This is a genomic window from Apilactobacillus kunkeei (assembly GCF_001421115.1).
GTDB lineage: Bacteria > Bacillota > Bacilli > Lactobacillales > Lactobacillaceae > Apilactobacillus > Apilactobacillus kunkeei_F.
Genome location: NZ_JXCW01000001.1, coordinates 309814 through 333122 on the forward strand (window position 1 = coordinate 309814; position 23309 = coordinate 333122).

Annotated in this window: 17 protein-coding genes; 8 read left to right on the plus strand and 9 right to left on the minus strand. The window is 38.7% G+C overall.

All coding sequences use genetic code 11. From position 1 onward, the window contains the following. Nucleotides 1-195 precede the first annotated feature (195 nt). Nucleotides 196-9597 (plus strand): DUF5776 domain-containing protein, encoded by a 9402-nt coding sequence (locus RZ55_RS01070; protein ID WP_057175536.1) that lies wholly within the window; start codon nt 196-198, stop codon nt 9595-9597. A 45-nt stretch (nt 9598-9642) separates the two neighbouring features. On the opposite strand, the gene RZ55_RS01075 is transcribed toward RZ55_RS01070, so the two are convergent. Both RZ55_RS01075 and RZ55_RS01080 read right to left on the minus strand, forming a co-directional pair. Continuing rightward, the gene (locus tag RZ55_RS01075) at nt 9643-11157 is read right to left on the minus strand and encodes a glycosyltransferase (protein WP_057175538.1); all 1515 of its coding nucleotides are present in this window, start codon (nt 11155-11157) and stop codon (nt 9643-9645) included. Nucleotides 11158-11159: 2 nt separating this feature from the next. Continuing rightward, a complete protein-coding gene (locus tag RZ55_RS01080) occupies nt 11160-12794 on the minus strand; it encodes a glycosyltransferase (protein ID WP_057175540.1) in 1635 nt (544 codons plus the stop codon). A gap of 155 nt (nt 12795-12949) precedes the next feature. Between RZ55_RS01080 and RZ55_RS01085 the strand changes: the two genes are divergently transcribed. Then, nucleotides 12950-13180: a hypothetical protein gene (locus RZ55_RS01085; protein ID WP_034534031.1), complete on the plus strand. Its 231-nt coding sequence runs from the start codon at nt 12950-12952 to the stop codon at nt 13178-13180. Between the two features lie 58 nt (nt 13181-13238). On the opposite strand, the gene RZ55_RS01090 is transcribed toward RZ55_RS01085, so the two are convergent. Both RZ55_RS01090 and rlmD read right to left on the minus strand, forming a co-directional pair. Further along, nucleotides 13239-13676, minus strand: a complete 438-nt coding sequence (locus RZ55_RS01090; protein WP_054482874.1) for a hypothetical protein — start codon at nt 13674-13676, stop codon at nt 13239-13241. A 22-nt stretch (nt 13677-13698) separates the two neighbouring features. After that, nucleotides 13699-15102, minus strand: coding sequence for a 23S rRNA (uracil(1939)-C(5))-methyltransferase RlmD (gene rlmD / locus RZ55_RS01095; RefSeq protein WP_143444167.1), 1404 nt, complete (start codon nt 15100-15102; stop codon nt 13699-13701). A 162-nt stretch (nt 15103-15264) separates the two neighbouring features. On the opposite strand from rlmD, the gene RZ55_RS01100 reads away from it, so the two are divergent. Then, nucleotides 15265-17034: a hypothetical protein gene (locus tag RZ55_RS01100; protein ID WP_057175543.1), complete on the plus strand. Its 1770-nt coding sequence runs from the start codon at nt 15265-15267 to the stop codon at nt 17032-17034. Nucleotides 17035-17070: 36 nt separating this feature from the next. On the opposite strand, the gene RZ55_RS07230 is transcribed toward RZ55_RS01100, so the two are convergent. After that, entirely contained in the window at nt 17071-17373 is a 303-nt protein-coding gene (locus RZ55_RS07230) for a hypothetical protein (protein WP_143444169.1), read from the minus strand. Nucleotides 17374-17723: 350 nt separating this feature from the next. Here RZ55_RS07230 and RZ55_RS01105 point away from each other — a divergent pair, with 350 nt between their 5' ends. Continuing rightward, nucleotides 17724-18287 carry a hypothetical protein gene (locus RZ55_RS01105; protein WP_034531397.1) on the plus strand — a complete coding sequence of 188 codons (564 nt, stop codon included), beginning with the start codon at nt 17724-17726 and terminating at the stop codon, nt 18285-18287. Between the two features lie 37 nt (nt 18288-18324). Here the strand turns inward: RZ55_RS01105 and RZ55_RS01110 are convergent, their stop codons facing one another. Next, nucleotides 18325-18759, minus strand: a complete 435-nt coding sequence (locus RZ55_RS01110) for a GNAT family N-acetyltransferase (RefSeq protein WP_034531399.1) — start codon at nt 18757-18759, stop codon at nt 18325-18327. A gap of 166 nt (nt 18760-18925) precedes the next feature. On the opposite strand from RZ55_RS01110, the gene RZ55_RS01115 reads away from it, so the two are divergent. The 3 genes from RZ55_RS01115 (at nt 18926) to RZ55_RS01125 (ending at nt 19980) form a co-directional block, all read left to right on the plus strand. Next, nucleotides 18926-19429, plus strand: a complete 504-nt coding sequence (locus tag RZ55_RS01115; RefSeq protein WP_057175545.1) for a sigma-70 family RNA polymerase sigma factor — start codon at nt 18926-18928, stop codon at nt 19427-19429. Nucleotides 19430-19512: 83 nt separating this feature from the next. Continuing rightward, nucleotides 19513-19713: a hypothetical protein gene (locus tag RZ55_RS01120; protein ID WP_057175546.1), complete on the plus strand. Its 201-nt coding sequence runs from the start codon at nt 19513-19515 to the stop codon at nt 19711-19713. A gap of 21 nt (nt 19714-19734) precedes the next feature. Continuing rightward, nucleotides 19735-19980 carry a DUF2922 domain-containing protein gene (locus RZ55_RS01125; protein ID WP_034531405.1) on the plus strand — a complete coding sequence of 82 codons (246 nt, stop codon included), beginning with the start codon at nt 19735-19737 and terminating at the stop codon, nt 19978-19980. 35 nt (nt 19981-20015) lie between these two features. Here the strand turns inward: RZ55_RS01125 and RZ55_RS01130 are convergent, their stop codons facing one another. From RZ55_RS01130 to RZ55_RS01140, 3 genes are all read right to left on the minus strand, one after another. Continuing rightward, nucleotides 20016-20909 (minus strand): LysR family transcriptional regulator, encoded by an 894-nt coding sequence (locus RZ55_RS01130; RefSeq protein ID WP_034531417.1) that lies wholly within the window; start codon nt 20907-20909, stop codon nt 20016-20018. Nucleotides 20910-21067: 158 nt separating this feature from the next. Next, nucleotides 21068-21346, minus strand: coding sequence for a hypothetical protein (locus tag RZ55_RS01135; protein ID WP_143444171.1), 279 nt, complete (start codon nt 21344-21346; stop codon nt 21068-21070). A 99-nt stretch (nt 21347-21445) separates the two neighbouring features. Next, nucleotides 21446-21703 carry a hypothetical protein gene (locus RZ55_RS01140; RefSeq protein ID WP_053792430.1) on the minus strand — a complete coding sequence of 86 codons (258 nt, stop codon included), beginning with the start codon at nt 21701-21703 and terminating at the stop codon, nt 21446-21448. 173 nt (nt 21704-21876) lie between these two features. On the opposite strand from RZ55_RS01140, the gene RZ55_RS01145 reads away from it, so the two are divergent. Beyond that, nucleotides 21877-23238 (plus strand): hypothetical protein, encoded by a 1362-nt coding sequence (locus RZ55_RS01145; protein WP_057175548.1) that lies wholly within the window; start codon nt 21877-21879, stop codon nt 23236-23238. The last annotated feature ends 71 nt before the right edge of the window (nt 23239-23309 follow it).

The following is a 23309-nucleotide window of genomic DNA, read 5'->3' on the forward strand; positions in this document are numbered from 1 at the left end:
GTCTAAAATTCGAGTTTTACTCCAGAAAAATAAGAAAAAACCTCAGTGAAATATTAAGTAATTATTTACTTTTTTAAGATTTTATAAAATCAATGTTTCAAGTGAGAAATCGCGGTATTAATAGGATATTATATTCGTTGTATAAAAACGATTTTATAAGTTTATCACTGATTTTTAAGAGGAGGTGCCTTTTCATTGAAATACAATAAGAGAAAAATAAGAAAACTAAACGACAAGAAAATGTTGAAAAAAGTAAAGAAAAACTGGGTTGTAGTATCCGTTTCTTCTTTTGCGCTTTTTGGTGCGGCTAGTTTTACTTTGATGACAACTCAAGTTAGCGCAAACGCTGATGAAACGACTAAAGGTCAAGCAGCCGCAGTTGTGGATCAAAGTACTTATTCAAGCAATCAATCAAAGAGCCCAATAGTAACAAGTAACACCAGTTCAACACCTTCATCACAAAGCAGTTCAAGTAGCGTTCAAGCTAGCAGTTCTATTTCAAGTGAATCGAATTCGATAAGTAGTGTTAGTAGTTCAAATGTACAATCCAATTTAGACACTAGTACCAATAATAGTCAAAGTAGCAATTCTAATAATTCATTAACAGGGGTTAGTTTGTCCGAAGCTCAAGCCATCATTGACCAGATGGCTTCATCTGCGCAAAGCAACATTGATAGCAATGCCGCAGTGTATCGTGCCAACTTAGCTCAGGGACTAAGTTACCGTGATAACTTTGGATCAACGCCTCAAACTGTTTATTTCAATGACTCCAGCGGGATGCAACAACTTGGTGGTGGGGCATCCATGGGATATGTTGCTAACAATACCAATCCCAATAATTTTCAAATCCTAAATTCAGCAACACCAAATGCCAACGGAGTTAACCAATTAAATAATGTTAACAATATTTCCACCCCAGGAACCACATATGTTTTAACTACTAATGCAACTCCAGGACAAAATTTTTTAGGAACACCACAAGTTGCTGTTGAAATTAAGGGGACTAATCCAACTTTCCTAACACCTGTAACATTCGTTGATGCCAATGGAAATGCAATTACAGGAACAAATGGAAATCAAGCTATAGGGATGGCCGTATTAAACAGTTCAACCAATGCTTTGAAAAAGGTAACTAGTTTTTACAACCTTAACGGAACTAACTACGTAGCAAACGTTGGATCACAATTGAGTATGAACTCAAACTACGTCTACGTTGTAACATTGGTACCTGCTGCAAAACCAAAGCCATTGAACTTCTATAACACCAATGGCCAATTGGTAGCAACTGGTACAGTTAACATCAATAATGATGGAAGCATTACCAACACATACACATTGGGTAACTTGAAAACTCAATACTACTATGTGCCCAATGCTTCAACCCCAAACATTATTGCAGACGCTAACAACAGCGGTCAATACGCAGTTACTGTTAACCAACAAACTGCAACATTGAACTTCGTAACTCCAAACAATCAAATCCTAACAGACAGTAACAATAACCAATTGACTGGTTCGGTTTACCTAAACTCCGATGGATCAACAACCGTCAACGATACTACCACCATTAACGGTAGTGGATATCACGTTGCGCCAAATGCTAAAGCGGTAGCTAACGGTAATGGAACTTACTCCATTGCTGTCCTAAAAAATGCTAGAACATCAACAGTAACATTCACTAGTAAAGGTGTTCCGGTAGTCGATAACAGTGGAAACACTGCGGTAGGCCAAGTTAACGTTAACGGAAACAACGTGCCACAACTAGTTGACTATGGTAACTTAGCGAACAGTCACTACCACATCAGTCCTAACGGTCAATTGATTAAGGACGCAAATGATGACAACTTCACTATGGAAGTTGTTTTAAACAAGCTAAGCAACTTTGCTAATGCAACATTTGTTGATGGAAATGGTGGTACCCATGGTCAAGGAACAATTACCTTTGATGCCAACAATAATCCAAAATTAATCGATAACGGTAGTTTAGATATCAATAACTACTATGTCGTAAATGGTCAAGTTACTAACGTTAATGGCCAATACCAAGTACTGGTAAATCCTGATGTTGTTAATAACCAAGCATCATTAACATTCGTTGATGCAAATGGAAACGCACATGGTACTGGATTGGTTGCTTTTGATGCTAATAACAATCCAAAGATTGCTAGTGTAGGTACCTTCGACAGTAACAACTACTACATGGTTAATGGACAAGTGGTTACCGTAAATGGTCAATACCAAGTAGTCGTTAACCCATACTCAATCAGTAGTACTTTACCTGTCTACTTCGTTGATAGTAATGGTGTTAACCATGGACAAGGATCAATCGTTTTAAACGCAAATAACACACCTAGATTGGTTGATAACGGAACTTTCGATAGTAATAACTACTACATGACAACCGGTCAAATTATCAACAATAATGGACAATACCAAATCAACGTTACCCCAACAGTAAACGTTGTTTACTACCCAATCCAATTCATGGACTCAAGCGGTAGATATGTAAGTGGACAAGGACAAGTTGCTGTGTTTAATGGTAATACTAGTAATCCAGTTCTGACTTCCGTTACATCGTTAGATAATAACTATTATCTAAATAATCAAAATAGCTCTGGGCATGTTTTACCACAATTGTGGAATGGAACAGCATATGTTTATGTACTTCCTAAACCACAATTTGCTGATTCATTAGCTGCTGCAAGTAGTTCATCAGCAGCGGCTTACATTCAAAGTTCACAGGCAGCACTTAGCCAATCAATTACAAATGCAATTAATTCAGCATCAAGTCAAGCTAATTCAATTGCCAACAGTATTGCAGCGTCTAATTCTGCAATTGCTAGTGCCAACTACCAAAACTCACTAACAACACTTCAAAACCAATCATTGCAAGCATCACAACAAGCTTCAAGTTATGCTCAATCATTGATTGCCTCAGCTAATAGTGCATTACAAAGTTTGAGTAGTTCAGCTTCAATTGATAAGGCTAATGCAATTAGTCAAACATTGACTTCTGTCCAATCATCAGCTCAATCAGTCCAAGATTCATTGAACTCACAAAATGCACAACAATTGGCACAACTACAAAGTCAATACAACAACAGTTTGGCTGCCGCATCTAACCAAGCAGTCATCAATCAAAGTAATGCGGTTCAATCAGCAACTGATTCAATTAATGCTGTTAATCGTCAAAAGATTAATGACATTAACGCACAAAATCAACAAATTCTAAACTCATTGAACCAAAAATCCATCGCTGATTCACAAGCTGCCCAAACGCTTGCTGATTCACTAAGATCAAGCGCAGTGGCAAGTGTTCAACAATCAGCTGCCGGTGTGATGACTCAATTAACTAGTCAAAACCAAAGCTTAACTAACAGCTTGAACACAAGCTACCAAACTGCGCTACAAACATTGAGTGACTCTGCCAACACTGCCATTAACAGTGCCGCAACATCAGCTGCTAACTCAATGAGCGCATCTGCACAGGGTGTATTGACTAGTACAATTGCTTCATTACAATCACAATATGCTCAAAGTAGTTCAGAACAACAATCGCAATACCAAGCAGCGTCAACTGCTGCTTCACAAGCCGCCCAAACTGCACTAAACAATGCGATTACAAGTATCACCAGCTCAGCTAACGATACTTTTGCTAAGCAAAGTGCGGACAACTCTTCAGCAGTTCAAAGCTTACTAAACAAGAGTACTGCCGATTCAAAGGCGGCATCACAACAAGCAGCACAAAATCTAGCTGCCGCATTGTCTGCAGCTAGTGTGACTGCAAAACAAAACGCTGATAGTTTGGTAAAATCAATTACTGATTCTAACAACGCATCAATTGACGCACTTCAACAAAAGGGTGAATCTGACTCGAAGGCAGCAGCCGACAGTGCAACTGCTGCCATCAATAGTGCCATTCAATCAGCTATTGATGACGCTAACGCTAAATCCACAGCAACATCAATTGCCAATTCACAAGCATTGGATCAATTGAAGGCAAAATATAAATTAGACTCAATGCAAGCATCTAATGATGCTCAATCACAAATGAGTAGTGCAGTTAAATCAGCGCAAGATTCAGCAAACTCACTTGCACAATCGATAGCTCAACAAAACCAAAGTGCAATCGATAGTCTACAATCAAAGGCGACACAAGATTCAATTAATGCATCTAACAGTGCTGACGCAGCTATCTATCAAGCTGCTGATAACGCCGAATCATTAGCTGAAAGCAAAGCAGCAGAAGATTCAAAGGCTGTTTCTTTAGCTAATTCCCAAAAGATTAATGACCTTCAAACTCAATACAACAGCAGTATGCAATCAGCACAAAGTTCAGCTACCGACGCAATGAATAGTGCGGTTAAATCAGCGCAAGACTCAGCCAACTCACTTGCACAATCCGTTGCCCAACAAAACCAAAGTGCAATTGATAGCCTACAATCAAAGGCAAAACAAGATTTAATCAATGCATCCAATAGTGCGCAATCAGCAATCGCTCAAGCTGTTGAACAAGCACAAAGCGATGCCCAAGCAAAGGCTGATGCAGATTCAAAAGCCGTTTCTTTAGCAAACTCACAAGCCATTGTTGATTTACAAAGCAAGGCTCAAGATGACCTAAACAACGCATCACAACAAGCAAATAGCGCAATGAGAAGTGCTATCAAGTCAGCGCAAGACTCAGCAAGTAATGAGGCCGCACAATTATCTTCAGCTAACGCTAAAGCGATTGAAGATTTAACAAACAAATCAATTGCTGATTCAAAGGCCGCATCTCAAAAGGCTCAAGATGAACTAAATTCAGTGGTATCCTCAGCAATTTCATCAGCTCAAAATGATGCTGATTCAAAGATAGCTTCACTATCAGCTGAAAATAGTAAGGCCATTGATGCCATTAACGCTCAAAAGAGCTACGAATTGAATCAAGCACAAAGCAGTGCCAATACTGCAATTAGTGACGCTGCTTCAAAAGCATCAAGTGAAGCATCTAGTCAGGCTTCAACAGAATTCTCTGCTCAAAGTAGTGCCAACTCTGTTGCTATCGATGACCTAAATAAGAAGAAAGAACAAGATCTTTCAAGTGCAGCCGACAGTGCTCAATCAGCAATTGCCAGTGCTGTTAAGTCAGCGCAAGTCATTGCATCACAACAAGCGGCTCAACAAATTCAATCAATTGCCGATGAAAACGCTAGAGCAATTAGTTCATTGAACCAAAAGGCCATTGATGATTCAAATGCTGCCGTTTCACTAATGAACTCAACTGTAAACGCTGCTGTCTCACAAGCTAAGAGCCAAGCTCAATCAATTGCTGCAGCCCAATCAACTGCAACTTCAATTGCTAACTCAAAAGCCATTGACGATTTGATTGCAAAGTCACAATCTGACTCTTCTGCCGCGTCAGTTAATGCTGAAACCGACAAGAACAGTGCGGTATCTTCAGCACAAAAAGTATTAAACGATTCATACCAAGCTCAAATTACTAGTTTGAACACCGACTACGACAAGATTATCAATGAATTACGTAATGAAATTAGTAAGGCTAACCAATCACTTGCCGACTTGGAATCAAGAGCAAGTGCGCAAAATAGCTTAAATTCATCAGCAATTAATAGCTTATCTGCTGCTAGTTCAGCTGCATCTAGCCAAGCTAGATATGATAGCTCAGTAGCCGCTAGCTCTTATAGTTCAGTGGTTGCATCATATGAAGCTGTGATTAACAGTTTACAAGCTGATAGAGACTCTGCATCTAACGAAGTAATTAAGTACCAAAATCAATTAAGCAGTATGCAAAATGATTTCAATGCGACAATCTCAGCAGCAAAAAACGCTGCCGAAGAAGCTGCAAAACAATCAGCAGCTGCAATCTCGGATGCCGCTTCAAAGGCTTCATCAATTGCTGCCGAACAATCAAAGAACTCATACGAACAAAGCGTTGCTGCTGAAGCAGCTAGAAGTTCAGCAATTGCCGAAAGACAATCAATTGCCAATTCATACAGTGATTACATTAGTAATCTACAAAATGAATCGCAAGCTAGTTCAGCCGCAGCGCAAGCTAAGATTGATAGTGCAACTTCACAAATGAACAGTTACTCAAACAAGATTAGTAGTTTGATGGCTGACAGTTTGGCCGCCGCACTTAGGAATAGTTTAGCGATTACTGAAGCCAACCATAAGGCAGATAGCATTGCTAGTTCATATGCTAAAGAAGTAATTGATCTAAATAACAAGTACCAACAAGATTCACAAAATGCTGCCAACAGCATTAGTGCGCTTCAAAGTTATGCCAATAGCTTGTCATCTGCTAACGCTAACTCAATTAGTTCATTGAACAGTTCTTATGCAACTAAGCAAAATCAACTTGCTCAATCATATGAAGCAGCGCAAGCGGATGCAGTTAAGAAGGCCGTCGATGCCGCCAATAGTTTGGCAGCACAACAATCAACAGCTGCTTCAATTGCGAACTCACAAGCTCTAGATGCTGCCAGAAGCAAGGCATCTGCGGATAGTCAAAATGCTGCATCATCAGCACAAGACGCTATCCAAAGGGCTGTTGACGATGCGATTGAACAAGCTCAATCAGTCGCAGCTGCACAATCTAGTGCAACATCAACTGCGAACTCACAAGCATTATCTGCAGCAATCTCAAAGGCAAATGCTGATAGTTTACAAGCATCATCACTTGCTAAGTCCATCATGGATTCAGCAATCGCCTCAGCCCAAAAATCTGTGCAAGATTCAGCCAACTCTGTCTTTGCTCAACAATCATCTGCAAACTCTCAATCATTGTCCGATGCACAATCAAAGGCTGTAGAGGATAGTATTGCTGCTTCAAATTATGCAAACTCACTAATGAATCAAGCCATTGCTTCAGCACAATCAGCTGCCAAATTGGTAACAGATGCGCAAATTAAGCAAATCGAAGATTCATACGCTAAGATGCTAAATGAACAGGCTGATCAATACCAAGAAAGTCTAAATGAAGCAAGTAAAGCAGCTGTCTTAGAAAGAAACAGTGCAGTATCATCAGCACAATCAGTTGCTAGAAGTATTGCAGAACAAGAATCAATCGCTGTTTCTGTTGCGAACTCACAAGCATTAGTTGATGAGAAAAGTAAGGCTAAACAAGATAGCTTGATGGCTGATAGTATCTACAACATCAAGCTAAGTGCCGCTAGTATTGCTGCTCAACAATCAATTACTGCAGCATTGGATAGTCAATCAGCTGCCAACTCAATAGCATTGAGTTCTGCTCAACAAAAGGCAATCGTTGATAGTTCAGCTGCATCAAGTCGTGCCGAATCCGTTAAGAATTCAGCATTGGATTCAGCAAGACAATCAGCGCAAGATTCAGCCAACTCTTTGATTTCTTCACTAAACAGTGCCAACCAAGCTGCAATTTCAGCCGCTCAACAAAAGGCTCAACAAGATAGCTTAGCTGCACTACAAAGTGCACAAAGTGCAATCGATTCTGTTCGCGAAGCACAAGGAAGTTTAGCTGCTTCACAAATAGCTTCACTACAAGCTAAGTATGAAGATGAATTGAGTTCAGCAAGACAACAATCAACTGCTGACAGTATTGCAGCGCAAAAGAAGGCAGAAAGTGATATCGCTGATGCCATTTCAGCTGCAAAGAGTTTAACCTCATCACAAGCTCAAGCAACTATTGATTCAATCAATGCTGCCAACTCACAAGCTGAAAGTGAAGCAAAAGCCAAGTCAATTTCGGACAGTATTGCGGCATTTAACAGTGCCCAAGACGCTATTTCAGCTGCTAGATCATTGGCTGAAAGCATTGCTAACTCAACCATTGCTTCATTGAATGCTGCTAACTCACAAGCATTGAGCGATGCCCAACAAAAGGCATACAACGATAGCGTTTATGCTTCAAACAATGCTGACTCAATCCGTAGTTCAGCAGTTTCAGCCGCTAAATCGGCTGCCGAAAGCCTAGCTAGTTCACAATCAACCGCAACCTCAATTGCTAACTCGCTAGCATTATCAATTGCTAATTCAAAGGCTAACGCCGATAGTGAAGCCGCTTCATCAGTCGCTCAATCCGTAATGGATTCAACAATTAACTCAGCTTCAAGTCATGCTGCTAGCGTTGCGAAGTCAATCGCAGATTCATACGCTGACTCATATGCAAAACAAGTTCAATCATTGAATGATCAAACTTCATCTCAATCATCAGCTGCTAGCCAAGCAATTGAAGATGTGAGAAATGTGATGAATAGTTCAGCTCAAGCTCAATTAGATAGTTTGGCGCAATCAAATGCTTCAGCTCAACAAGCTATCAAGAGCAACTACGATAGCCTAGTTGAAAATGAACGTAGTAAGGCTCAATCAGCAATCGACAGCGCTGCATCAAGTGCAGCTAGTGTTGCTAAGAGTATTGCTGACAATGACATGAACGCTCAAAATGCTTCACTGGAAAGTCAATATTACGCTTCATCAAATGCTGCTAACTCAACATTTGCTAGTCAAATGGCATCATTGAGTTCACAAGTGGAAAGCGATAAGCAATCAGCAATCGCTCAGGCTAACTCTAAAGCAGACAGTATGATGGCTGAAAAGAGGGCTGAATACTCAAGTGCAGTTGCCTCATTGAACGCACAAAGAGATGACGAATTGAGTTCTCAAGCTAAAGCTAACGAGGAAGCAATGAGAAGTGCACAAAGTGTTGCAGCTAGTCAAGCTGACTCACAAGCTCAAGTAATTAGAGATTCACTTGCAAACAAGTATGAAAATGCAATTAACATTATCAAGGCGCAACAAGAAGCAATGTCAATTGCTGCCATGAATAATGAAGAATCAAAACTAAGTAGCCAAGCTGCTTCATTGAATGCCCAATATCAAGCTAAATTGGCAGAAGTAACCAAGTCATTAAACGATAAAAATGATGGTAACGAAACTTTGATTAACCAATACAAAGCACAAATTGATCAACTAAATTCTCAATTGAATGATGTGAAGGACAACAACAGTAAGTACTACTCAACTAACGAACCTACAAATGACTACATCGTTTCAGACCACAATGGTGTTTGGGTATACGGTAGTACAGAATTTAGCAAACACGAACGCAAGCGTTTCATGCGTTATGGTTCTGAATTCAAGGTTGAAAAGGTAGTTGAATACAATGGAATCACTAGACTATATCTAGGGAATGGTGAATACGTCACTTCAAACAAGAAGTACGTCGCACTAAGAAATGATTTCGACAACGTTCCTAAGTATGTTTACAATCTAAACGAAGATAGAAATCATTCTTCAGTTCACAAGGTTTCAGGATACAGATATGTAGACGGTCGTTTGCAATTCAAAATTCATGATCACTTCGTGGATAGTTCCGATTACACCGATGGTTATTACGCCGTTGAACCACAAAACAACGACAGATACTACCGCGTAATTAGACACCAAGGAATCGTTATCTACAACAGTCCAGTTTTCGCCAAGAAGCACGCCGTTGGAAAAATTAGTTTCAACAGCAGAATAAAGATCGAAAAGGTTGTTCATTACAAGGGCATCACCAGACTATACATTGGTCAAGGTAGATACATTACTGCTAACAAGACCTGGGTTAACAAAGAATAATAAAAAAAGCCCCTATCGAATAGATAGGGGCTTTTTTTATTTGGTTTAGATGGTTTCAAAGAATTGATTCCATTGTTTCATGACATTGTCTGCGCTAAACTTATCAGCCTTTTCAATGGCGTGTTCACTTTGTTGCTTGTGTTTTTGATCGTTAGCTAGGATATCGATGACTTGGCTAGCAAACTTACCTAGGTCACCTGATTCAACTAATGATCCATTCTTATCGTTGTCGATAATTTCGTTTGGACCGTAGTTAACATCGTAGGCAACTTCAGGAATTCCGTAAGCTAGACCTTCGATTAGTGCCATACTTAATCCTTCACCCTTGGATGATTGGACTAGGACACGGGTATTTTCTAAGACGTTTTGCTTATCTTGACCGGTCTTGTAATCAATCATTGAAACGTTGTCGACAACGTCTAGTTGTTTGATAATTTCGTCTAATTCATTCTTAAATTGAGCTGATTCGAAGTATCCCATCATGGTTAGGTGGACATCTGGAATGGTTTGCTTAACGGCAGGGATGATTGAGATTAATTCGGCAACGTTCTTATCTCTAAAGACACGACCCATATAAGTGATTTCATGGTTGGTTACGTCTGAAGCAGGCTTATGCATTTCAAAGATGGCGGCATCAAAGATGCTGTAGAAGTTCATCTTTGGATAACGTTTTGCTAAGTCCTTCTTTTGCGCTTCAGTAGGGGTGATGACACCTTCGTAACTGTTTTGGTAGTTATCAAATAGTGGGGTTAAGTTGTCAAACAACTTCGCCTTAGAATTACCAGCTTGTACTGGGTCTTCAGTATGTTCGTTATGCATGATTTGGTACTTATGCTTGGTAGTCTTAACTTCACCAACGGCAACCGTTAATGAAGGACGGTCATTGATAATGACGGTGTCCTTATCTGAGATTTCATTTAAGAAGAATGTGTATAGTTCATCTTCGGTATTGAAACGTAATGTTTTACCTTTGTAGTTTAACAACTTGTACATGGTAGGCATTAGTTGGTCACCAATGTTCATGTGGGTGATTTCCATAACCGGATTACCAGCCTTGTTTAAAACTAGTTCGTGTCCAATGTTGCCATCCGGATGCATGTAGATGGTCTTTGATCTGAAACCACGATAGTCAAAGACGTCTCGACTGGAGACGTTACCGAAGTTGTCGTAGTAATCGACGTTTCCGATTTCACCAACAGTAAGAGGGAAGATGGAAACCTTGGCCACACGTTGACCTAATTTTTCGATGTATGACTTGTTGTTGTCGACACCGTTAATCTTGTATTCATGCGTGTCGACAAGGTTGGAATATCTTAGGTATTCATGATGTTTTTTAGGACCTATTTCACCTTGGAAATAGTCGTACATATTAATGATATCGTCATCTGCGATACCGTATTTTTGAATTTCTTGATGCAACGAAGGGTTGTAATTTCTGGTAACAATCTTGGCATCAACGTTATTTTGTTTAAACAGTTTGATTCGGTTCATGGCTGAAAATTCAGTTCCCGAATTGAATGTAAAAATGTTTTCATTCACGAATAAAAATTTCTTGCTCATGATTAGGCCTCCTCAGTGTGTTCCATATCACTTAGACCCTTTTTGATGTCGAAGTGGTATGTCTTTAGTTTGTCTTGCCAAGTCTTCTTAGCAGAATCGATTAGTTGTTTCCAATCTGCCCAAACGCTGTCTTCTGAGAAACGGTTTGATAATTCATAAGCTTGATTTGACATCTTTTGTAGTAATTCATCATCGGTAAATAGTTTGACCATTCTATCTGATAGGGCCTTGGTGTCGTCGTAATCAACGACGTAACCATTTTCGTTATCGACGATTAATTCGTTTGGACCGTAGTTGGTATCAAAAGTAACACCAACATCACCTTGAGCTTGGGCTTCCATTAAAGCAAGGTTGAAACCTTCCATGACAGAAGCAAGGGCGTATAGTTGGGCGTTTCTTTGCACACCAGTAACGTCATTGGTGTAGCTGTGTAGGTGAACAGCATCCTTTAAATCGTATTCGTCTAATGAGGCGTTAATGCGCTTCATAGCGATATCGTCGTTGGAGTGGTCAACATATCCGTAGACATCCATGTTGATGTCAGGAACTTCTTTTTTGGCCATTCCCATTGCGTCGATAATTTTGTTGATTTGTTTTTCAGGAGCGACTCTGGCAGTTACTACGATACTATGTTTCTTACGGTCCTTCATTGGAATGCGTTGACCTTGTAGGTCTTCATTTTTAATCACACCAACGGGGATGGTAAACATGTCGATATCTGGGTCGAAACGACGTTTAACATCTATAGTTTGTTTTTCGGTAGCAGAAACAATTGCGTCGTATCTGTTAGCGTCGGTTAGTGAGTATTCATAGTTGTTGTTCATGATTGAAGTATCTGGTTCTTGAGCGTCACCGGCATGTGAGTTATGTAGATGCAAGACGGTGTAGGTAGGAGAACTCAAGTTTTCCAGGATTTCTTCAAAGTAATCAGAACGATCCATTACATAGATGTTTGGATGGTCTTGGTCCATGAATTCAACGTTGACGTCTTCAAGAAATTCTTGAAGTAATCCCACAATGTTGTTGTGAGTACGGACAGTGCCGTTTTCGTCGATAGTCTTAAAACCAGATTTTTCCATTTTACCTTGGGCGTTTAGTCTGAAGTAGTCTTCGATAGCGGGACGACCTTCAGGAGTGTACCAAGTTTCAGTCGCAATCTTGTTGTCAGGAGTATACCATTGAGCCATTGATAGAAAACCGCGGTAGTCGTAGAAATCAACACGGTAAAGGTTGGCAAATCCATCGAATAGTTCGACGGACTTCACGATTTGATCGTTGGTAACGTCCTTATCGAATAGGTTGATACGAGCGACGATTTGGTTCTTGCTGTAGACAATCACACGGTTGTGATCTTTTTCTTCTTCATATCTTAGATTAGAGACACCAAAGTTGATGTCTTTTGGACGGATTGTCTTTTTTTGTACATCGGTAGCTTTTTGGAAATAATCGAAAATGCTTAGGATATATTTATCTGCAATTCCGTTATTGTTTAAATGGAAGTGTAGCAGTGGGTTCCATTCACGAAAGACTAGGCGGTAGTCTTCGCCGAATTTTTCGAATAGTTTTGCGCGTTTTAACTGGGCATGTTCAATCCCGGAGTTTTTGGCATTAAAGCTAGAATTTAAGAAAAAATTCATATCGGATACTCCTTTTTATGTAGTTACAATTATTATAACGCAGTGAGAGTTAAATTTGAGTAAAGAAAATCTTAAGAAAGATTTTTACATGATTTTTTAACAAAAGTCTAAATTAGTTTTACAATAAATAGTGAAGTATTATTGGGAGGATAATTATGACAGAAAGACAATTAATTCAACAAATTCTAAACACAGTGGATGTGGAATACAATTTCGAAAACGTTGACTCAGATAATTCAGCATATGATATCAAAGTATTTCAACAAAAAGAAGATCGACGTCCACTAAAAAATGTGAATGATGAATTAAAGAAATACTTCAATGAAGCTGGCTTTAATTACACCGAACACATTGGTGATGATTTAGACTTAAAGATTAGCAAATAATACTAATAAAAAATCTAAAATAAAAAAGGCCCAAGAATAATTCTTGGGCATTTTCTTTTTAAAGTGTTGGTCCTTGATGATTAATTTCATCTGGAGTCATGTCAGTTAGTTCACAGTCAATGCGATGTTGTTTTAAAACGTTTTGAGAATCAACATCAATTGGTTTGAATCCTTTATTCACTAAGCGTTTTATATACATAGTGTTGTAACCCAATCCCCAAATAACAGCACCTACAAAATAGGTAATGTTTGTGGCATTGCTAGGGTCAACGTTTAAAACTAGCTGTAAGAACATGTGCACAGCCATGTAGATACAAGCATCAACACCGACGATACAAGCGGTGTTGTAGTAGTCAGAACGCAAGATGGAAGGAATCCAATGCAACAAGAATGATAGAATTGAAAATCCAAAACGACCAAACTTGATGCGATCATCGCGCTTAATCATGAAGACGAAGTTTTGCTTGAAATCTGGTGGTTTAGGGAAGTTATTCATTTGAATACCTACTTTCTATCGATTATTTTCTAGTAAATTTAACGACCGCTTCACAACGTGGTGTTTGTGGCATCATGTCGATTGGCTGGATGAAGTCCACTTTGTACTTGCGAGTTAGTTGGACTAAGTCAGCAGCCATTGTTGAAGGATTACATGATACATATACGAATTTTTCTGGCGCACTCTTTAAAATAGAATCAATTAATTTATCGTCTAGACCAGTACGTGGTGGATCGACGATGATGGCGTCCGGTTTGAAACCTTCTTCTAACCATTCTGGTAGTAGGTCTTCGGCCTTACCAACTTCGTAGTATGCGTTTCTAATCTTGTTGATGATGGCGTTATGGTTAGCATCTTCAACGGCTTCTGGGATGATATCCATTCCACGGATTTCTTCTGCATGCTTGGCCAAAGGTAAACCGATGGTACCAACACCAGAGTAAGCATCAACGATTTTTTCGTTTCCGGTAAGTTCTAGTGCGGAGATGGCAACTTCATATAGACGAGGAAGCATGATTGAATTCAATTGTAGGAAAGCACGAGCTGATAGTTCGAAACTTAGTCCCTTAATCTTTTCAACGATGGTATCCTTACCAGCTAGGTGTACTGTCTTGTCACCCCAGATAAGAGGGGAGTCACCAGGATTGATGTTTTGCATAACGGAAGTTACTTCTGGTAACTCAATCATGATCTTTTTTAGCATGAAACCTTTTTTAACGAATTTAGGAGTGTTGGTAACAAATACCACTTGAACATCGTCGGTGTTTAAAGCAGCACGGACGATTACGGTTTTTATGATTCCAGAATTGTTGGATTCGTCAAAGACGGGAATTTCTAGTTCTTGGATGAATTCAACAATCTTTCTCATTACTTTCATGGTAGCAGGGTATTGCACTGAACATTCTGGAAGGTCGACTAGGTCGTGAGTTCCTTCCTTAAATAGTCCGGCAATCACCTTGCCATCCTTCATACGAACTGGGAATTGAGCTTTGTTACGGTATTCGTAAGGATCTTCCATTCCCATAGTAGAACGGATTTTGAAGTTCTTGTAACCTTGTGGTTGGAACTTTTCTAGTGCTTGCTTGATTAAATCACGTTTGAAACGAAGTTGTGCGGGATATGAAAGTGATTCAAGTTCGAATCCACCAACACTTCCGGCATAACTATCACGAGGTTCAACGCGATCTTGTGAGACACGGTTAATTTTGACGGCCTTTGCCTTGATGTAATTAGGGTAGACCTTAGTTACTTCAGCAACGACTTTTTCATCGGTAAAAGCACCGGTAACAAACACTAATTTGTGTTCATAAAAACCGATTCCTTCACCGTTAATGCCCATTCTTTTGATGGTCATTTTAAATTGTTGGCCAACTTCGACGTCGACGTCGTTATAGTTGGAACGATTATTGCGATTTTGGTATGCCATTAAAAACGTCCTTTTCATTTATACAATATTAATTTACATTATATCATGTTAGAAATGTTTTTAAATTATCAGTGTATTATTTAGCGATTATTTTATTGCAAAACGGCTTGTAAAGGGGTTAAATAGAAACAGTGAATAAATTTGAGAGGGGCGATTTTTGACATGAAAAAGTTAAGAAATCTATTCTTACTTTTGACAATTATTGCAATGTTAATTTCGTTACCTTCAATTGACTTTGGAATTAAGGTATCCGCAGATGCCAATAATAGCTCAAACGTCATTGATGACAAAGATCCAGAATCAATCGATGGGGATGCAGCAAAGCCAAACGAGGGGACACAAAAGACTGGTGATAAGTTCAACGACAACAAGACCATCAGTGATTCTATCAACACCGATGGAATTGCAACTACCACCAGCGAAAATGCCTATGTCGATAACAACACTAACTACCATATTATCGACGCGCAGCTACCTAAGATTACGCCAACATGGGGGAATTACACGCACGTTCGTAACATGAGTGTTCCAAGTAACTACACATCAATTGATTCAATCAATACAGGTGCAACCACCTTTAAGACTAAGTGGTTCTTACCAGAAGGATTCCACGTTAGTCCAGAAGAACATGGAAACTACCAAGGTGGAATCATCGCTAACGATAGTATCTACTTTGTTGAATCTGCTGGAACCAACACCAACAAGGGTGCAATCGTAAAAATTAGACTTGATGCATTAGATAAGTTGGGAATTGATGACGCTACTCAACAAAACATCTTGGCCAAAGTCTTTAACTTCTTTAACAGAAATTCCGCTTATGGAAGTGACCACAGCAAGAGATTGTCAGATTTCATCGTTAATACTGACGTCTACAGAAAAGATAATAGAAACATTCAAACTAAGATTAGTAAGATGAAAAAGGTAATTGCTACCGCAAATGCAAAGGTTAAGAAGAATCAAAAGACCTTTAACAAAGCTACTAAGCAAGCCAAGAAGAAGTTAGCTAAAAATATCAAGACCAACCGTAAGACTGTTAAGAAATTAAAGAAGCAACACGTCAAGACTAGAGCGATTAAGAAACAAATTGTAAAGCTTAACAAGACTTACAAGAAGTTAAACGCTCAAAAGAAAAACATGAGTAAGCTGGCTCCTAAGGCGTTCAAGACTTACAACCGTGTCAAGAAGGCACAAGCTAAGTTAATCGCTAAGGACAACAAGCAAATTAGTGCATGGAATGCCAAGATTGGTCACAATAACCGCGAAATCAACCGCATTGGTCAACGCAATGACTTGTTTAGCAAGTACTTTGACTTATCAAAACTTCTAACAATCAGTCCGGTTACCAACATTGGTCACGGTCAAACATTGTCATATAATCCAAGCAATAACCACGTTTACTTGGCTCAAGACGATAAGCTAGGAGTCGTTGGAGATGACTTCTACAACCAAGTAACTGAAATGGATGCAGAAAACATGAACCCGGTTCACGTTTACCGTTTCAAACTAAACAACAAGGGTCATTACTACGCTATTCATACTTTGACATTCGATAACGATGGTAATGCATACTTTGGTGTTCGTGGCGGTCCTAAGAAGATGAAAGGTGCCTACACTCTATTCCACGGGACAATGAACGAAAGCGGAATTCAATTCACTCCAGTGAAGGGACTAATCAAGTGGCCAGGAAGCTTTAACCAAGGTGTCACTTACAACCGCAATAACAACCGTTTATACTTACTATCAAACGATATGATTATTTCCATTCCGGTAGATGAAGTAAGAAATGACAACATCCAACCACAAGACGTTCACTACACTACCTTTGGTACTAACCGTGAATTTGAAAGCCTATCATTTGATAGCAGTGGCTATGGATATCTAGTCGTACTTTGGAGATCCGAAGTATTGAAATCAACCACACCAATCGATTAATCAAAAAAGCAACCACGTAATGTGGCTGCTTTTTTATTATGGATTATTAGTAAGAATATTAAAGACATAGAAGATAATAATACTGATGATGAGGGTTTTGTTTTCAAAAAAGAATTTTGAAATACTTTGGAGCCATGATTGAAAGTAGTTATCATGATCAATGCGATTGATAATGTCGTTGACCGCCATTGTGAATTGGAAGGCTAACCAGATATATAACGAGAATGCTAAGAAGTTAATAAAAGCAACCAAGTATAATCCGGATAATAGTCCTAAAATGGTGGAAGATAAATGATCAGTTGCTGATAAAACATAAAAAGTGAAAACGATGATGTTCACAATTTTATTTTTAAAAAGTGAAGCGATTGTATAGTAAAGGAAAAACATGACGACTGGTAATAGACCGTGGTAGAAGGAGGCTAGACTAAATGATACTCTCATCTAATAGGATGGGGAAAACGAAGGTGTTAAATAATGTGAAAAGGACCAACATGACACCACCGTAAATTAGAATGCCTTTTTTGAATGCTTGGTTATTCATTAAAAATGCTCCTCGTTGTTTTATTTTTGATAATTATAATACAAAGAATTTCGTAATCAATACAATCATAAATAAAAAATGTTATGATTTTATTAATCAAATCAAATGAGTTTAAACACTAAATTCATGAAGGAAAGGGGATGTTTGAATGCATTTAGAACCACTAAGTTGGAACGACATCTTTGAACTAGCTAGCGCGATTGGAACCTTTATCACCGCATACATTGCGCTATATTTGAATCGCCGCCAGCCCCCAATGAGAATCAGAGTCGATCGTTCATCGGTTAATGGTCAGGGAGTTTTCATCTACTTCTTGGATGAGAAACTAAACACCAGTGGGTTCATTAAGTTAAACCGCATCTATATGACGCTACACGGTGAGGAGTTAGCGCACAGTGTGAACCTAGATTTGTTTAGGGAAGGATTGACGAGATGGCGGCCGATTTCAAACGACTATATCGTTACGATTTCAATCAAACGCAGTAGTGATGATGAACAGTTGAATCGCATCATTGCCGAGGCCTTCTCGATTGCTAAACATGAACACAATGACATTTCCCACAACGATATTTCTAAGAAAGATTTCCAGTTGGGATTCGAATTTATGGTTAACGATCCTCGGGTCCATTTGAATCCGGTTGAGTTTAACTTGAAGAAGCTAGAAGAATCCAGTGTAATTGATATGAATAAAATCAAGGAATTTATGCACTAAAAAATGCATGTAGATAAAAATTGTCTGCATGCATTTTTTATTTGTTCAAAATCATTTTAATGTGTGGAGTTTGGTGGAACTCGTAAACATCACCGACTGATTTGAAACCAAACTTGGCATAAAAGCCTTCTTTGTCATCTTGGGAATCGATTTCAACTCTTGGATGATCGAAGTGTTCATCGATTTCCTTTAATACGCGTTCAATTAATTGCTTGCCCAATCCTTTGCCGCGTGCGGCAGGGGTGGTAAGCACTCTGCCAAATGAAGTGTGGTCTTCTCCGTGAAAGACTCTGGCATAGGCTAGTAGTTGCCCATCTTCTTCAGCCCAGATATGTAGTGCTTTTTTGTCGACATCGTCGACCTCTTGGTAAGGACGTTTTTGTTCCACCACAAAGGTTTGAACACGGGCGTAGTAGATGGCCCATAGTTCATCACGTGTGATTTCATCAAATGTTTTTACTTTCCATTCCATGACACAACCTCCTAGATTGATTATTTTCATTCTACTATTTTTTATATTGAAAGTGTAAGATTTTGCAGTATTCAAGCAAAAAAGACGCGGTGTCTTTTTTACCAATCACTGTTATCTTTTTAATCGTTCAAGGGCCCTTGATCAATACGCAAAAGGATTGATTAAGATGAATAATTTAGATGCCGGTTTTGAATTCTTGATGAAGCAAAACCACGTAGGCATTGTCTATGGAGTATTAAAAAGACTAAACATCAGAGTGGATAACCCACAATTCGATGACCTAAAGCAGGAGGGCTTTATCCATCTAGCTACCAAGTACAGTCAATACAATGATGAACTAGATGACGATAGGGTCTGCGGGTATTTATTTCAGGCGGTCTATTGGCACCTGCTAGATATTTTAAGAAAGCAGCAACGCACCAACGACAACGTTATCAGTGTTGAAACAGAAATTGATGGTGATGGTTTCTTCCCACACGATGAGATCGACGGCATCGATTTGTTAAACCAACTATGGCTGCACTGCACCACTAACCAAAGGAAGTTTTTATGCTGTGCTTACAACGAGTCGATGACGGTAACCGACATCGCCAGAAAGTATCACGTCAGTCGAAAGACGGTCTATCAATGGAAGAAAGGCGTCCAAGAAGAATTTTACAAACTGGGGTAACACTTTTACATTTCAATACGTTATTAATAGTGTAAGGGTTGGCGCTAATCACTTATGAAAATTGGAAAAAGAGGTAAATAATAATGGAAAAGCAATGGGATAAGTCAAAGATTACAGTTACTACTTTAGGGAGCGACAATGTTATGAGAAAACGCAACATTGCCAATGCAATTCAAGAAGTATCACCTGAACAAATGGCTCAACTAATCGCAATCGTTGCCGAATTAACCGGTGCTAAAGTTGATGATGCAAGACTAGTACAAGAAAACAAGTATGTGGGCTAATTTTAATTGGAGGATAAATTAATGAAAAAACTAGAATTAACATTCAAGAGCGAAAACGGTAAGAACAAAAACCTAGGTTTTAACTATGTCGAAGGTGACCTAAGTGCTGATAAGGTAATGCCTGCTATGCAACGTCTAGCGGAATTAAACCTATTCCGTGACAAGGACGGTAGCTTATACCAAGAACCAGTGGCAGCCAAGATTGTTGATACCACTAACCAAGTTTTATTCGATAAACGAATTAAGACTAACACTTCAGCTAAGTAATAAAAAAGTCGTGTTGCATTAAGCAACACGGCTTTTTATTTTAGGTATCCATCTGGATAGTTTGATTCGATAAATTCACGAATGCATGACACCATCTTTTGAGCGGCAGGGGTTTTCATTTGAACCGAGTTCATTACCATAAAGATTGAACGGTAGAAATCATCATCAAATGGGTATAGTGAAACGTCACCGTTAATTCTTTGGAATGCTAGCTTAGGTAGGATCCCCATACCAAGTCCTGATTCAACCATCGCAATGATTGATTGGTCATCGATACTGAATTGAATTGAGTTAGGGGCAACGTTGTATTGATCTAACACCGCCTTGGTATCACCATCATAATCTGATTTTTGGAGGATGAAGTGTTGGTTTTCAACGTCCTTCTTGGTGATTGATTTACCATTGGCTGGAACGAAGTCCTTAGGGGTGATGCAGTAAATCTTGTCCTTTACCAATAGTGCCTTTACTAATCTTTCGTTAATTGGCTGACAGGTGAAACCAAGATCGATTTTACCTTGTCGCGCTTGTAAGGTAATGTCATTGAAATCACTTTGAATCAGCTCAACTTTGACGTTTGGAAATTGACTATGAAAGTTATGTATAATGGTTGGCAACCAGTTGATGCAGACACTACTAAAAGCACCTAATCTAACTGTTCCGGAGGTTAGTCCTTTGATTTTATTGGCTTCTTGTTGAAGACGCTCTTCGTTATTTAAGATATCTTGAATGATAGGAAGAACATCTTTTCCATCTTCGGTTAACTTAACTCCTGATCTATCACGGATAAGTAGTGAGAAACCAAGTTGTTTTTCTAGTTTATCGATTGAATGAGAAATTGCAGAAGGTGTTACTTCTAGCTTTTGAGCTGCGTGGTGAAAGCTCTCTTCACTAACTACGGTTACAAAAGCTTGGTATGAAAAAGAAATCATGTACATCAATCCTCTCGTCTACAATTAAAAACTTATTGTTTTAGATTATATATGTTTTTGTAAAAATATGTAACAACCATTTGAAAAAAATTATATAAACTATCGAAATAAATTCGAATAGAAAAAAAGACGCTATCCAAACGATAGCGTCTTTTTTATTATGGATACCAAAAGCCAAACGCTTCTTGCGACCAACGATGATATCTGCGGGCATCCATATTATTTACACATTTGATAATATATTCCAACGGTTTCGGCCGTGAACTAGTAATGATTGCTAGCATGTAGTGCATATCGTTGGCGCAGTAGATTTTATCTAGTGCCTTATTGCAGAGGTAATAATGTTTATCTCCGACATATTTGATAAGCTTATTTTGGATTTTTTGACGTAGCTTGCGACGGAGATGAAGATTGGCTTGCTCAAACTTGGCATCCAATGTAAGTCCTCTATATAACTGACGCAAATAAATCACTCCCTTCAAATATCTATATAAAATAGTAGAAGAGTTCGTAGCTTAATTGCGAATGAGACAATATCAGTCTCCTTGCATGATATCAATTAATACGTTTAATAAATCAGCATGATTGCGATATTTGTCTGTTACGATTAGTAGGTAGTTAACAACCTCAAAGTTATTTTGTTTATTTAGAAGTTGTTCGAATTGTGGGTATTTCTCGTCGTCGCTAAATCTTTTAGCGACAATTTGCTTTAAATAACTAGCAAAATAGTTCCTTAATCTAAGTTGAGCCAAAAGGTGGGTACTTGGATTATTCGAACTAAATGTTTCTGCCATTGGCAATACCTCCACTAATCTTTTTCTTTTACTTTAATATTTTTTGGAGTAAATGTCTAAAGTATGGCACTAACTTTAAAATTATTTAATAAAACACGACAATTTGTTAATGAAATAGTTAAAAAGTTAAAATGTGTTATAATCTAGATTATAAAATTATTGGAGGAATCAAAATGCAATCATTTTTAAAGAAGACAGTCTATGCTGGACTAACTCTTTTTGCATTAGGTTCATTAGCTGCAGTTAACACAACTACTGCTAATGCCAAGAAGCACGTCACTACTAAGCGTGTTGCCAAAAAGGTAAAAAAAGGGAAGCACACAAAAAAACAAACTAAAGTTACTGTCACATATTACAAAGTTCACTTTGCAGAAAACGCTGCATATGCTAAATCAAACGGGGTAGTTAGCATCATGAACAAACCAGGTAAGTTGGGTAATGCTAAGGTTGTTGCCAACAAGACAACAATGCGTCGTTTAGCTAAATCAAAACTACCTGAAAACGTCTTTCATGTATATGGAATGGCTAAGACTAACACCGGTTTATACTACGCTCACGTTGTCACTCTGGGTGGCAAGTACCGTGGCTGGATCTACGTTGGTAAGAACGATTTCCAATACAACCTTGATAACATCACTAAAAACACTGGAATTTCAGCTACGAAAACATTAAGATATGGTGCTAACCCAAGCAACGTCAACGTTAAAATTCTAGATAAGCTATGGACTTACCCTAAGTTCAGTCGTTACAACGCTCGTGTTGTTAGCCACAAGAAGGCTTCATACATCAACGATGATTTCGTTGTTGAATCAGCTGTATACAACACACGTGGTTGGTTATACTACTACGTTCAAGACGCCAAGAAGAAGAGTGTTAACGGTTGGATTTACAGCGGTAGCACTACTTCTCGTAATGCTAAGAAGGATACCAAGAAGACTTCTAAGAAGAATCCTGCTAAGACACCAACTGATAAAAAACAAACTCAATCTAACCCAACAACTACCACACCAACTCCAAGTACTTACAACCTAGTATTCAAATACAATGGCAACTTTGTAAGCACTAAGATTGTGAACTTATCAGATTTATCAGTAAACGGCACTCCTGTCGTAACTCCTGATTCAATCGCTAAGTTTATCCCAAGTAACTACCAAATCACTACTGATGCTAATGCCATCAATACTGACGGTCCGATTGTTAACGGTGGAACTGCCATCATCAACTTAAACGCTGTTCCAGCCACTCGTTTAACAATTGCCATCAAGCAAAAGGACACTGGTTCACTTTTGACTCCTTCAGCTGATTTAGTAACTACGCTAAACGAAGCTGGTCAAGATTTATTGAACCAAAAACTAGTATTAAATGGTCAAAGCATCAATGCTGATGCCGTTAAGTCAATCTTGACTAACCGCAACTTACTAAGTATTGATCAATCAAAACTATCAACTAGTGGTGCCGGTTCACTTCAATTCGTAGGTGTTGATACAACTGCAATTGATGCAAGCAACCCAACAGTTACTCTTTACTACAAATAATAAATAAAAAAAGCTTCCCAAAAGCGGGAGGCTTTTTTACTTTTCTTTAATTTTCAGTGAATATTATATTA